Origin of the sequence: Paraburkholderia sp. BR14312 (assembly GCF_040948675.1) — a bacterium.
GTDB classification, from domain to species: Bacteria; Pseudomonadota; Gammaproteobacteria; order Burkholderiales; family Burkholderiaceae; genus Paraburkholderia; species Paraburkholderia nodosa_A.
Genome location: NZ_JBFPKI010000008.1, coordinates 91,589 through 105,294 on the forward strand (window position 1 = coordinate 91,589; position 13,706 = coordinate 105,294).

Annotated in this window: 11 protein-coding genes and 1 pseudogene; 8 read left to right on the forward strand and 4 right to left on the reverse strand. The window is 63.2% G+C overall.

The window, feature by feature from the left end:
- Positions 1-104: 104 nt before the first annotated feature.
- Positions 105-986 (forward strand): LysR substrate-binding domain-containing protein, encoded by an 882-nt coding sequence (locus tag AB3X98_RS23000; protein ID WP_069267470.1) that lies wholly within the window; start codon positions 105-107, stop codon positions 984-986.
- Between the two features lie 480 nt (positions 987-1,466).
- Positions 1,467-1,865, forward strand: a complete 399-nt coding sequence (locus tag AB3X98_RS23005) for a BON domain-containing protein (RefSeq protein WP_069267471.1) — start codon at positions 1,467-1,469, stop codon at positions 1,863-1,865.
- Between the two features lie 157 nt (positions 1,866-2,022).
- Here the strand turns inward: AB3X98_RS23005 and AB3X98_RS23010 are convergent, their stop codons facing one another.
- Positions 2,023-2,976: a LysR family transcriptional regulator gene (locus AB3X98_RS23010; protein WP_069267472.1), complete on the reverse strand. Its 954-nt coding sequence runs from the start codon at positions 2,974-2,976 to the stop codon at positions 2,023-2,025.
- Between the two features lie 345 nt (positions 2,977-3,321).
- Between AB3X98_RS23010 and AB3X98_RS23015 the strand changes: the two genes are divergently transcribed.
- Entirely contained in the window at positions 3,322-4,848 is a 1,527-nt protein-coding gene (locus AB3X98_RS23015; protein WP_368603610.1) for a CoA-acylating methylmalonate-semialdehyde dehydrogenase, read from the forward strand.
- A gap of 51 nt (positions 4,849-4,899) precedes the next feature.
- Positions 4,900-5,790 (forward strand): 3-hydroxyisobutyrate dehydrogenase, encoded by an 891-nt coding sequence (mmsB, locus tag AB3X98_RS23020; RefSeq protein WP_368603609.1) that lies wholly within the window; start codon positions 4,900-4,902, stop codon positions 5,788-5,790.
- 62 nt (positions 5,791-5,852) lie between these two features.
- On the opposite strand, the gene AB3X98_RS23025 is transcribed toward mmsB, so the two are convergent.
- Complete coding sequence (locus tag AB3X98_RS23025; RefSeq protein ID WP_368603608.1) at positions 5,853-6,908, reverse strand: phytoene/squalene synthase family protein; 1,056 nt, start codon at positions 6,906-6,908, stop codon at positions 5,853-5,855.
- 71 nt (positions 6,909-6,979) lie between these two features.
- Here AB3X98_RS23025 and AB3X98_RS23030 point away from each other — a divergent pair, with 71 nt between their 5' ends.
- The 3 genes from AB3X98_RS23030 (at position 6,980) to bamA (ending at position 10,808) form a co-directional block, all read left to right on the forward strand.
- Positions 6,980-7,723, forward strand: a complete 744-nt coding sequence (locus AB3X98_RS23030; RefSeq protein WP_368603607.1) for a hypothetical protein — start codon at positions 6,980-6,982, stop codon at positions 7,721-7,723.
- A 238-nt stretch (positions 7,724-7,961) separates the two neighbouring features.
- Positions 7,962-8,354: a hypothetical protein gene (locus tag AB3X98_RS23035; RefSeq protein WP_368603606.1), complete on the forward strand. Its 393-nt coding sequence runs from the start codon at positions 7,962-7,964 to the stop codon at positions 8,352-8,354.
- A 138-nt stretch (positions 8,355-8,492) separates the two neighbouring features.
- A complete protein-coding gene (gene bamA / locus AB3X98_RS23040; protein ID WP_083245500.1) occupies positions 8,493-10,808 on the forward strand; it encodes an outer membrane protein assembly factor BamA in 2,316 nt (771 codons plus the stop codon).
- 598 nt (positions 10,809-11,406) lie between these two features.
- Here the strand turns inward: bamA and AB3X98_RS23045 are convergent.
- The gene (locus tag AB3X98_RS23045) at positions 11,407-12,135 is read right to left on the reverse strand and encodes a LysR substrate-binding domain-containing protein (protein WP_368610331.1); all 729 of its coding nucleotides are present in this window, start codon (positions 12,133-12,135) and stop codon (positions 11,407-11,409) included.
- A gap of 96 nt (positions 12,136-12,231) precedes the next feature.
- Positions 12,232-12,357: pseudogene (locus AB3X98_RS23050) on the reverse strand (LysR family transcriptional regulator); the annotation flags it as partial.
- A 121-nt stretch (positions 12,358-12,478) separates the two neighbouring features.
- On the opposite strand from AB3X98_RS23050, the gene AB3X98_RS23055 reads away from it, so the two are divergent.
- Entirely contained in the window at positions 12,479-13,654 is a 1,176-nt protein-coding gene (locus AB3X98_RS23055; RefSeq protein WP_368603605.1) for a M20 aminoacylase family protein, read from the forward strand.
- Positions 13,655-13,706: the final 52 nt, after the last annotated feature.

The following is a 13,706-nucleotide window of genomic DNA, read 5'->3' on the forward strand; positions in this document are numbered from 1 at the left end:
TGGGGGCGAAAGCGGATTGAATGCCTGGCTGTCGATTATTGGCGATTGCCGTTTGGGAGGCCAGCGAGAGATTTCAGACGGCATTGTGAGTAGAATTTGACGTCATGGCCCGACCTCTCCCTCCTTTGCAGGCGCTGCGCGCCCTTGAAGCCGCTGCGCGGCGCCGCAGTTTCAGCCGTGCCGCGGAAGAATTACATTTGACGCACAGCGCCGTGAGCCATCACCTGCGCGCGCTCGAAACGGAATTGGGCGTCGAGCTGTTCCGCCGCGCGGGCAGCCGCATGATCCCCACGGCGGCGGGCGCGCAGCTGGCCGAGCGCGTGCGCCGCAGTCTGGACGACCTGCGCGATGCGCTCGACGCCACGCGCCCCGGCGTGAGCGGCGTCACGCGGCTGGAACTGAGCGTAATGTCCGATTTCGCATCTGTCTGGCTGATTCCGCGCCTGGGCGACTTCTACGATCGCCATCCCATGGTCGACCTCTCGCTACGCATGCACGCCGACGTGACGCCGCCCGACCCCTATCCTTTCGACATCGGCATCTGGCATCGGCGGGTCGACGAGCCCGGCTTCCAGATCCGCAAGCTGCTGGACGACCAGGTCGTTGCGGTATGCAGTCCGGCCTTGCTCGCACGTCATCCCGACTTTCGCATGGAAGGTCTCGCGAGCATGCCGCTCCTGCGTTTTTCGCGCCGCTCGTGGCGCGACTTCTTCGAAGCCGCGGGCGTGGCCGGCGACGAGCCAGAGCGCGGACCGGTGTTCGACGACGCGGGCCTGCTGCTGCAGGCAACGGTGGCCGGGCAAGGGGTGGCTACGGCGCGCCTGCAACTCGCACGCGGTTTCATCGAGCGCGGTGAGCTGGTGCAGTTGGGGCAGGTCCGCATTCCGGCCTCGCTCGACTATTACTTCACGTGGCGAGAAGGGCATCCGCGCGAAGCGGCGATCCAGCAGTTCTATCGATGGATAAAGGCGCAATTGGCCAATTGATACCGGCCTCTCGTATTGCGCAATGGGTATTCGGGTTAACCGCTGATCGTATTGTCAACGCTACTTGAGTGATGCGCGTTGCTGTTTGAATAAAGCGGCTCAATCCCGCTCTGGATTACGCGATTAGTCATTGTATTCATATCGCATGCACCAAAGCGGATCATGGCTGAAAGCATTGCGCCGGACGTTTAAAAACGGCAATGAAACGCCGGTGAATGGACCGTAAAGCGGGCTTTGAAGCGATTCAATTGCCGGCTTGCGCAATGGCTTCACTATTTGGACTATCAACTGTATTCGTCTGCGGAAAGCGCCAGGAGTGTGGCGTGGAATCACAGGTTGGGCACGCTTCGTGTCAAGAATGAAATAGTTGCGGTATTGTTACTCCCCATCGCCGTTTGGCGCGTGAATGTTTTGTAGTCAATGGTGTAGTTAACGGCCCATTCCTGGGCCTGCAATAAGACTGACAACAGGAGAAACTGCATGAAGGCTATTCAGATGTTCAAGCTTGCCGCAGCCACGGCACTCGTGGCGGCCTCGTTCCAGGTCTACGCGCAGGACGCTTCGGCCCCGGCGGCCGCAGAAACCCCTGCCAGCGGTCCGACGGCCGCAGCCCAGCACAACGTCAATCAATCGAAGGCAGCATTGCGCCAGGCACGTGCAGCGAACCGCGCGCTCGGCCGCAAGGTCCGTGCGGCGCTGGCGCGTGAAAAGAACGTGAGCGTCTCCAACATCACCGTGCGTGCGAAAGACGGCGCCGTCACGCTGCAAGGCACCGTGCCCGATGCGTCGCAGATCCAGCGCGCTGGCGATGTCGCCAAGGGCGTCGAAGGCGTGACGTCGGTGCGCAACGCGCTGACCATCCGCCCGGTTGGGACCTGAGCATTGGCTAGCCGGCGCGCGCCCATCGCCCTTCGAGGTGCGGGCGGCGACGCCGGAGCGGGTGTCTTCCTTCCTGAAGGCCGCACATGCAGTCCCGTTCGTGGACTGCATGTGCGGCTTTTTTAATTGCTTATCGACACTGTAAAGCGCTTTGCGCTCACGGCTCGACGTAATGCATTTCCGGCGATTCGCCCATCAGCAGCGGGCGATTGGCGTCGGCGGCTGCGCGCAGATAGTCCCAGAGCGACGTGATGCGCCGCAGCTTGCGCAAGTCCTCGCGGCTGCACAGCCAGAAGCGCCGCGTCACCACGACTTCGTCGGGCAGGATCGACACGAGGCGTGGGTCCGGTTCGGCCATGAAGCAAGGCAGGATGGCGAGCGCGCTGCCCTGCAGCGCAGCATGGTATTGCGCGATCACGCTGGTGCTGCACAGGTTTGCGCTCACGTTCGGCGCTGTGCGTTCGAGATAGAGCAGTTCGTGGCTGAACGCCAGATCGGCGACATAGCTGATGAAGGCGTGATTGCGCAGATCGGCGGGTGTGCGTATGCGCGCGTGGCGCTCGAGATAGGCCGGCGTGCCGTACAGGCGCAACCGGTAGTCGCATAGCTTCGTGTAGACGTACTGTCCGCGCTCGGGGCGTTCCAGCATGATCGCGAGGTCGGCCTCGCGCTTCGAAAGGCTCACGAAATGCGGCACCGGCAAGAGGTCGATCGACATGTCGGGATGCTGGCCCGTGAAGCGCGCCAACTGCGGGGCAAGAAAGAAGCAGCCGAAACCCTCCGTCGAACCCACGCGCACATGGCCAGAGAGCGATTGCGCGCCGATCGCGAACTGCTCGCTGGCCGATTGCACCGTGGTTTCCACCGCATCCGCGTAGGCCAGCAGCCGCTGGCCTTCGGCCGTCAGCACGAAGCCGCCCGAACGCGATTTGTCGAACAGGACGGTGCCTAGCGCTGCCTCCAGCTCGCGCACCCGGCGTGCAACGGTAGTGTGGTCGACGCCCAGGCGCTTCGCGGCGCCGCTCGCACGCTGCGTGCGAGCGACTTCCAGGAAGTAGCGCAGATCGTCCCAGTTCAGTGTCTCCATGCTGCTCGTTGTGTTTTTTTGCATATCGGATGGGCTTTTTCATCTCTATGCCGTGGATATTCGAATAACTATACTCGTTGGAGAAGGCGACTGAAACAGACACGGTCGCACGACAACAAGGATGGAGACAGACGATGCAAATGCAGTCGTTCCCCGCGCGGGCGCCGCAGGCATGCACACAGGCGCGTCCGTGCTCAGCAGGACTCTCCTTTACCTCGCCCAGTTCCATTCCCGGCACGCTCGATATGTCCGCATGCATTTGCACAGTGTGCTTGCGTGCGTGCTGCGATTGAAGATTTCGCCGACTCCGCATATTTCGCTATATCCGGCCACGGCCGGCCCGTTCGAATCCATCAGGGAGAGTTCACGATGAACGCAGTGACCCAGGCATCCAACGCGCAAGTTTCCACCGTCAAGCTGCTCATCGACGGCGAGTTCGTCGAATCGAAAACGAAGGAATGGCGCGACATCGTCAATCCGGCCACGCAGGAAGTGCTCGCGCGCGTGCCGTTCGCGACCGTCGAGGAAGTGGATCGGGCCGTGAAGGCCGCGCACGCCGCGTTCGCCACGTGGAAGAACACGCCGCTCGGCGCGCGCCTGCGCATCATGCTCAAACTGCAGGCCTTGATTCGCGAGCATATGCCGCGCATCGCGCAGACGCTCACCGCCGAGCAGGGCAAGACGCTGCCCGACGCCGAGGGCGACATCTTCCGCGGCCTCGAAGTGGTCGAGCACGCCTGCTCGATCGGCACGCTGCAGCAAGGCGGCTTCGCAGAGAACGTCGCAGGCGGCGTGGACACCTATACGCTGCAGCAGCCGCTAGGCGTGTGTGCCGGCATCACGCCGTTCAACTTCCCTGCGATGATTCCGCTGTGGATGTTCCCGATGGCGATCGTTTGCGGCAATACGTTCGTGCTCAAGCCTTCGGAGCAGGACCCGCTCTCGACCATGCAACTCGTCGAACTCGCAATCGAAGCGGGCATTCCGAAGGGCGTGCTCAACGTCGTGCACGGCGGCAAGGAAGTCGTCGACGCGATCTGCACGCACGAACTCGTGAAGGCGATTTCGTTCGTCGGCTCGACGGCCGTGGGCACGCACGTCTATCGTCTGGGCAGCGAGCACGGCAAGCGCGTGCAGTCGATGATGGGCGCGAAGAACCACGCTGTCGTGCTGCCCGATGCGAATCGCGAGCAGGCGCTCAATGCGCTGGTCGGCGCGGCGTTCGGCGCGGCCGGTCAGCGCTGCATGGCGACTTCGGTGGCCGTGTTCGTGGGCGCCGCGCAGCAATGGGTGGACGAGCTGGTGGAAAAGGCGAAGACGCTCAAGGTCAATGCGGGCCATGAGGCGAAGACCGACGTCGGACCAGTCGTTTCGCGCGCCGCGAAGACGCGCATTCTCGGCCTGATCGACTCGGGCGTGAAGCAGGGCGCAACGCTCGCGCTGGATGGCCGCGACGTGAAGGTGGCGGGCTACGAGAACGGCAACTTCGTCGGCCCCACGGTGTTCACGAACGTGAAGACCGACATGGACATCTACACGAAAGAGATCTTCGGGCCGGTGCTCGTGGTGCTCTCGGCGAAGACGCTCGATGAAGCGATCGCCATCGTCAATGCGAATCCGTTCGGCAACGGCGTGGGCCTCTTCACGCAGAGCGGCGCGGCGGCGCGCAAGTTCCAGAGCGAGATCGACATTGGCCAGGTCGGCATCAACATTCCGATTCCGGTGCCGGTGCCTTATTTCAGCTTCACCGGTTCGCGCGGCTCGAAGCTCGGCGACCTGGGCCCGTACGGCAAGCAGGTCGTGCAGTTCTACACGCAGACCAAGACGGTCACCGCGCGCTGGTTCGACGACGCGACCGTGAGCGACGGCGTGAACACGACGATCAGCCTGCGCTGATGCGCTGCCCGGCATCAACATGCAGTACTGAACAATAAGGGGGAAAGGCTCATGAAAATCGGATTTGTCGGGCTGGGCCACATGGGCGCGCCGATGGCGCTCAACCTGCTCAAGGCGGGACATACGGTGACGGTGTTTGACTTGAGCGCGAGCGCGATGCAAACGCTCGCCGAGGCCGGCGCGCAGCGGGCCGCATCGGCGAAGGCCGCGGTAAGCGGCGCGGAGTGGGTCATCACGATGCTGCCCGCTGCGGCACACGTGCGAAGCGTGCTCACTGCGGAAGACGGCGTGCTGGCGGGCGTTGGGAAGGGCGTGACGATCATCGATTCGAGCACGATCGATCCCGCGAGCGTCAAGGAGTTCGCGAAGCTGGCGCAGGCGCAGGGGAACGCGTTCGTCGATGCGCCGGTGTCGGGCGGCACGGGCGGCGCGGAGGCGGGCACGCTCACCTTCATGGTGGGCGGCAGCGCCGCGCACTACGAGAGCGTGAAGCCGGTGCTCCTGGGCATGGGCAAGAACATCGTCCATTGCGGCGAGACGGGCACGGGGCAGGTGGCGAAGATCTGCAACAACCTCGTGCTGGGCGTCACGATGGCCGGGGTGGCCGAAGCGATGGCGCTAGGCGAGGCGCTCGGCATCGATCCGAAAGTGCTGGGCGGCATCATGAACACGTCCACAGGCCGCTGCTGGAGTTCGGATACGTACAACCCATATCCGGGCGTGATCGAGACGGCGCCTTCTTCGCGCGGCTACACAGGCGGTTTCGGCACGGACCTCATGCTCAAGGACCTGGGTCTCGCCACCGACGCTGCCAAAGGTGTGCATCAGCCCGCGTACATGGGGGCGCTTGCGCAGCAACTGTATCAGGCGATGAGCAGCCACGGCGACGGCAAGCTCGACTTCTCGGCGATCATCAAGCTGTATCGCGCGGAGAAAAGTTGAGGCGCGTTGTTTCGAGTCGCGAAAGGCGCGCTGCGAAGCGCGCTTTTTTTTGACCGTACTTTTCAGGCCTTGATGCGCGCCTCGACACGCGCGAAGAGCCGCTTGAACCAGACACGGAGCAGCGCGTTCGAAGGCGCGAGCGCGGTGGAGCAGGCAAGAATGCGATAGACATCGTTGCGCGTGACCTTCGAGGTCTTCGCGGGATCGAGCCAGTCGTCGTTGTCGACGAGGCGTTCGAGCGTTTCGAGGCCGATGAGAATGGGCCACAGGCAGGCGAGCCGCAGACGCACCGAAAAGCGCGGCAGCGCGAACGTATAGTCGATGGCCGCGCGGAAATGATCGAGCGAGATACGCACGAGTTCGAGCATGATCGGCCGTGCGCGCGCCGAGGCGCCGGGCTGCATCAGGTCCTGCGCGGTGAGCCCCGCCTGGGCCAGCATCGAAGCGGGCAGATAGCAGCGGCCAATGCGCAGATCCTTGCCGCAGTCCCGCAGCACGTTCACCATCTGCAACGCCTTGCCGAAGCGGATGCCGCGCGTGTACATGGTTTGTTCCAGCGAGGGCGCGAGCGTGCCGGGCAAGTGCATGTAGGTCATCTTCGTCCAGAACTCGCCTACGCAGCCCGCCACGAGATAGGTGTAGCGGTCGAGTTCGTCCCACGTGTTGAGCGCGGCCACCTGGCCCGAGCGCTCGTCGGGGAACGTGCGTAGATCGAATTCCATGCCTTCGGTGAGCGTCGTGACGATCCCGCGCACGGCCTGGCGGTCGGCTGGGTCGAGTTGCGCGAGCACGTCGAGCGCGCTGCCCAGCGATTCGAGCAGCAGCTTCTCGTCCGATTGCGTTTGCTGGCCCGCGACCTCTCCCGCGAGATCGGCGAGCAGGGTGTCATGGTTCGTCGCGCCGTTCACGCGCTCGCGCAGCGCGAGCAGCAGGGCGAGCCGCCGCTCGGGCGGGATCAGCGCGGTGTCGGCAATGGTGTCGGCGGCGCGCGCGAGCAGATAGGCTTCGCCCACGGGGTCGCGCATGCCGGCGGGCAGCACGCGCATCGTGAGGTAGAACGAACGGGAAACGCCTTTGAGCAACGGGCCCAACAGGAAGGCCCGGGTAGTATTCTGCATGTCGGATAGGGGCAGCGGGGGACGGATCGAACGCAGCCGCATTGTATCGTGGACGAAGGAGACTAGGCCCGTTGAGACCCGAACGCGCGTTTTACGACCTCCAGGTGCGTTTCGCGCGCACGGCGGCGCGCCTCGAGGACATCCCGCTCGCGGCGGCGTTGCTCGACTGCACGAATCTTTATGTGCGCTTCGGCGCGGGACGCACCTTCGATCGCACGCACCCGCTGTGGGCCGGCTATCTCGATGGTCTCGATGAGCACGCAAGCGTTGCTGAGCAGTGCGAGTGGACGTGGCGTTACCTGCAGCGCTGCCCAACGCATCAGGCGGCGCCTGCGGTCGACCAGACGGCTGGCTGTTTCTCTTACGCGCAGGAACCGCATGGCGGGGTGCGCCTGCATTTCAATACTCGAACCGACAACGGCATGTCGCCGCTCGATTCCCGGCAACTTGCCGAGCGGCAAGGCGAGTTGCGGACCTTGATCGACCAGTTGTGCGGGCAACTGCGCGAAAGCGGTCGCGCGTCGAGCGACGTGCTCGTCCACGGCACTTCCTGGCTGTACAACGTGCCCGCTTACCGGCGGATCTTTCCCGCGGCCTATATCGCAAGCGCACAGCCCGTCGCCCGCCTGCGTGCGCTTTCGCTTTGGGGCCAATTTCTCGACCGTAACGGCTGCGTGCGCAACGGCGCAGCCACGATGCTGCTCGCGTGTATCGAACGCGCAGGTGCCTTCGCCGATCTCTTGTCTTGCTTTCCCTTACAGGCACTCGCGGTACAGGCGAGCGTCGAGGTGTTTGCCGATAGAAAGCGAACGTAACCGGTACGGTTACCAAAAATTCTTCAAGGTGACCGTGACAGTGTGCGAGAGAGAGGAGATCGAAAGCCGCTGCATGTACGCAGGGTATTGGCGTAGCGCGGAAATGGATGCGTGCGAAACGACCGTACAGGGCCGCAGCGCAATATTGATGAAAGTAATCCCTGTAATGCAGGGGTAACGCGCACACCGCGCCCAGCGCACTAGACTCCGCCGATGCTTTCGTAACGGAGCGACGCACATGTCCCCGGCTCTTGCCATTCATTCCCTGCGCGATTTCGAGCTGACTGCGGACGGCCAGTACCTGATGGTGAACGGCAATCAGCCGGATAGCGTCGCGCTGCATTGCTCGGTGATGCATGAACTGCTCGCCGCACTTTCCAACGCGATTGGCCGCTCCGAGCGCATTCGCCACAAGACCGCTAGCGTGAAATTCACCATGCCTTGCGAGGCCTGGGAGGTCGGGCGTGAGTCGGGCGACGTGCAGCATCTCGTTGTGAGTTTTCGTCTGCCTGGCGGCGCCGAACTGTCGTTCCGTCTGCAGCCTGCGCAGGCCGTGCACATGACTGAGGTGCTCTCGCTCGCAACAGGGCTCGCGAAGATGCGCCTGCCTGGCCGCGCGAGCATGCAATAGGCGTGGCGCGCCGGCCTCGCCTGGCGCACTCGTTGTACACCCCGCATCCGTGGATGCCGGCCGCGCGCGTCTCGCGCCGGTCATGGCGCATTCGGCACTCTCACGGCTCCTTCGTTGGCTTCACATTCGACCTCCCGCATGACGGCATCAACTACCACGGCGCGCTATGCACGCGCATTGACTCTCGCCGGCTTCGGCATCGGCGTGACCGCTGCGGCGCACGCCACCGAGCCCTTCGTGGTCCAGGACATCCGCATCGACGGGCTGACGCGCATCGAGCCGGGCACCGTGTTCGCCTATCTGCCGATCAAGCAGGGCGAGCCCTTCACCGACGACAAGGCCTCCGACGCCATTCGCGCGCTCTACGCGACGAGCCTCTTCAGCGACGTGCGCATTTCCACGCAGGGCGGCACCGTGATCGTGCAGGTGCAGGAGCGGGCCGCCATCGGCACGATCGATTTCGCGGGGATCAAGGAATTCGATAAGGATAACTTGACGAAGGCGCTCAAGTCGGTCGGGCTCGCGCCGGGCCAGAGCTACGACAAGGCGCTCGTCGACAAGGCGGAGCAGGAGCTCAAGCGCCAGTACCTCACGCGCGGCTACTATGCGGCCGAAGTCACGACGACGGTCACGCCGATCGACCGCAATCGCGTCGGGCTGCTGTTCTCCGTGGTCGAAGGGCCGAGCGCGAAGATTCGCCAGATCAATTTCATCGGCAACAACACGTTCAGCGGCGGCACGCTGCTCGATGAAATGCAGCTTTCCACGCCGAACTGGTTCTCGTGGTACACGAAGAACGACCTGTACTCGAAGGAAAAGCTCACGGGTGACCTCGACAACGTGCGCTCGTACTATCTCGATCGTGGCTATCTGGAGTTCAATATCGATTCGACGCAGGTTTCGCTGTCACCCGACAGGAAGGACATGTACCTGACGATCGGGATTCACGAGGGTGAGCCCTATACGATCTCGAGCGTCAAGATGGCCGGCAATCTGCTCGACCGCGAGGCCGAGTTGAAGAAGCTCGTGGGCGTCAAGCCGGGGCAGCGCTTTTCGGCGCAAAAGCTCAAGGACACGACCAAGGCGATCGTCGACAAGCTCGGCGAATACGGCTACGCGTTCGCGACCGTGAACGCGCTGCCGGAAATCGACCAGAAGGACCACACGGTTGCGCTCACGCTGCAGGTCGATCCGAGCCGACGCGTGTACGTGCGGCGCGTGAACGTCACCGGCAACACACGCACGCGCGACGAAGTCGTGCGCCGCGAAATGCGCCAGCTCGAAAGCTCGTGGTTCGATTCGAACCGTCTCGCGCTCTCGAAGGACCGCGTCAACCGCCTTGGCTACTTCACCGACGTGGACGTGACCACGGTGCCGGTGGAAGGCACGCCGGACGAGGTGGACGTGAACGTGAAAGTGACCGAGAAGCCCACCGGCACGCTTTCGCTGGGCCTCGGCTATGGTTCGGGCGAAGGGCCGATCATCTCGGCGGGCATTTCGCAGGACAATGTGTTCGGCTCGGGCAACAGCCTCTCGCTAAACGTGAATACGGCCACGACATACCGTACGCTCTCGGTCACGCAGGTCGATCCGTATTTCACCGTGGACGGCATCAAACGCATTACTGACGTCTACTACCGCACGACCGAGCCGCTTTACTACTCGAGCACGAACGACACGAGCTTTCGCATCATTTCCTATGGAGCGGACATGAAGTTCGGCATTCCGTTCTCCGAGACCGACATGGTGTATTTCGGCCTCGGCGTCGAGCAGGACCGCCTCGATGTCGATGCCAACACGCCGCAGACCTATAAGGACTACGTGAACGATTTTGGCCGCGTCTCGAACACGGTGCCGCTTACCGTGGGCTGGTCGCGCGACAACCGCGACAGCGCGCTGGTGCCGAGCCGCGGCTACTACGCGCAGGCCAATGCCGAATACGGCACGCCGGCGGGCACGCAGTACTACAAGGGCGATGCGCAAATGCAGTATTACTACTCATTTGCGCGCGGCTTCGTGCTGGGGTTGAACTTCCAGGGTGGCTACGGCAATGGTTTGGGTGGCAAGCCGTATCCGATCTTCAAGAACTACTACGCGGGCGGTATCGGTTCGGTGCGCGGCTATGAGTCGGGCTCGCTCGGGCCGCGCGACACCACGACGAACGATCCTATCGGCGGATCGAAGATGGTGGTGGGGAATATCGAGTTGACGTTTCCGCTGCCGGGCACGGGGTATGACCGCACGCTGCGTGTATTCACTTTCGTGGATGGCGGTAATGTGTGGGGTACCGAAGGCAGCAGCACCGGGGCGAACGGCTTGCGTTACAGCTATGGCGCGGGGCTCGAATGGATCTCGCCGATCGGGCCGCTCAAGCTTGATCTGGGGTTCCCGATCGTCAGGCACGCCGGTGATCAGTATCAGAAGTTTCAGTTTCAGATTGGGACTTCGTTCTGAGTTTTTTTTGCGGCTTTGGCCTTTCCTTGTTTTCGTGGCGGTATGCAGGCGTTGCCCCTGTGCGGGGCGGCACCTACTTTCTTTGCGGCGGCAAAGAAAGTAGGCAAAGAAAGCCGCTCAAACCGCTAATGCCTGCCACAGTTCACATCTCGACGTACATGGTGAATGGCTCCGGAGCGTCTGTCACCTCGCACCACCCAACTTAGTGACAAGGCAGTCATTCATCCCGCTGCTCGCTACGCGCGCTGCGGTCGCGTCTGCATGGGAAACCAGATGGCACGCGTGAGCATTCGCGAGAATGCACGCGTACCAATGGTTTTAGGTTATGCCCTTCGGCGCGCGTAGCGCCGCCGGAAGGAAGAGCGCCTTGTCACTAACTTTGAAGGTGCGAGATGGCGGACGCTCCGGAGCCATTCACCGTGTACGTCGAGATGTGAACCGTGGCAGGCGCAGGCGGTTTGAGCGGCTTTCTTTGCCTACTTTCTTTGCCGCCGCAAAGAAAGTAGGTGCCGCCCCGCACAGGGGCAACGCCTGCATACCGACGCGAAAACAAGGAAAGGCCAAAGAACCCAGAACAAAAGACAAAAAAAGCGGCCAATCAAATCAGCAACTCAAGCGAGTGATAAAGCCGCCTACGCTCAGGATTAGCAGAAGCCTCACCAGCATGAATCGCCTCCTTGAGGCACTCTAGAAAGCACTCAGCCGCAGCAGAAAGCGGCACACCACGCCGGGCAACCACGCTCACCACCGTGCGATCCACTTCCTCCTGAAGCGCGAGCGCACGCAAATTGTCACGCGCAAACCGCGTTTCCACCAACGGCCACGGAAAAATACTCACCATATCCGTGTTCATGATAAGCCCCATCGCCACCACGAACGAGTGCGCTAAATGCACGTTGTTCGGCATCGGGAGACCGTGACGCAGGAAAACATCGTCGGCGATCATCTCCTTGCTGGCCGGGTCCCAGTTGAGCAACCATTCGCAATCCTGAAGTTCTTTCAGCGATTGCGCATGCGAGAGCGGATGGTCCTTGCGTACCACCACGGCCGACTCCGTGGCGAAGATCGGCGTCTGCGTAAATTCCGCATGCAGCGAAGCGGGCCCGGGCTTGCCTAGCGAAAAGTCGAGCGACCCGTCGCGCAGCCGCGGCATCACGATATTGAGCAGGCCCTCGTAGAACTCAAGCTGCATGCCGGGCATGCGCTCGCGAAACAGCGTGACGGCGTCGGGCAAAAAGGACAGGGCAAGCCACGGCGTCACCCCGATCGCGAGCTTGCCGCCGCCGCGCCCGCGCCGCGCATCGAGTTCGTCCTGGGCGCGCGACATCTGGTGCACGACCAGCCGCGCATGAACGAGCAGCGCCTGTCCCGCCTCCGTGAAGGCGATGCCGTTCGCATTGCGCGTGACGAGCGCGATTTGCTGCTCGGCTTCGAGCTCGCGTACCGCTTTCGTTGCCGCCGCCGGCGAGATGCCAAGCGCACGCGCGGCCGCACGAATGCTGCCGGTATCGGCCATGGCGACGAGCGCGCGGAACTGATGAAACTTCATAGGGATAACCCGAGTGCGCACTTCTGGTTGGCGGGCCAACTATTTTAGGGCTGTCGGCCAAAAGGAGACGTCATTATTCTCAAGCGAATTCACACTCACGCTCGCCCTGGAGGGAATTCGTATGAACACGATGGCTATCCCGGCCGCAATCGCCGCGATCGAAGAGGAGATGATCGCGCTGCGCCACGAGATCCACGCGCATCCCGAACTGGGCTTCGAAGAATTCGTCACGAGCGACCTCGTCGCGCAGCGCCTCACCGAGTGGGGCTACGAGGTGCACCGCGGGCTGGGCGGCACCGGTGTCGTGGGCACGCTCAAGGTGGGCGAAGGCACTCAGCGCCTCGGTCTGCGCGCCGACATGGACGCGCTCCCCATCCACGAAAACACCGGCCTCGATTACGCGAGCCGCATTCCGGGCAAAATGCACGCGTGCGGCCACGACGGTCACACGGCCATGCTGCTCGCAGCGGCGAAACATCTCGCGCAGTCGCGCAACTTCAGCGGCACGCTGCACCTCATTTTCCAGCCCGCCGAAGAAGGCCTGGGCGGCGCGAAGCGTATGCTCGACGAAGGCCTTCTCGAACGTTTTCCCTGCGACGCCGTGTTCGCCATGCACAACATGCCGGGCTTCCCCACGGGCAAGCTCGGCTTTCGCGCGGGGCCGTTCATGGCCTCATCGGACACGGTCATCATCGACATCGACGGGCGCGGCGGTCATGGCGCGGTGCCGCATAAGGCGATCGACCCGGTGGTGGTGTGCGCCAACGTCGTGCTCGCGCTGCAGACCATCGTGTCGCGCAACGTGCCGCCGCTCGACATGGCGATCGTCACCGTGGGCGCGATCCATTCGGGCGACGCGCCCAACGTGATTCCGCAAACCGCGCAGATGCGCCTCTCGGTGCGCGCGCTGCGCCCCGAAGTGCGTGACTTGCTGCAGGAGCGCATCACGTCGCTCGTGCATGCGCAGGCAAGCGCCTACGGCGCGACGGCGCGCATCGACTATCAGCGCCGCTACCCGGTGCTCGTGAACGACGCGGCGATGACGGCGTTCGCGCAGGATGTGGCGCGCGACTGGCTCGGCGAAGACGGCCTCATCCACGACATGGCGCCGCTCACCGGCAGCGAGGACTTCTCGTTCCTGCTCGAGCGCTGCGCGGGCAGCTATCTCATCATCGGCAACGGCGACGGGGAGGGCGGCTGCATGGTGCACAACCCCGGCTACGACTTCAACGACGATTGCCTCGCCACCGGCGCGGCATACTGGGTGCAGCTCGCCGAACGCTTCCTGCGCGGCTGAAGCCCAAAGCCGGCGGGTAAACGCACCACGATACGAGACACGAGACACACGA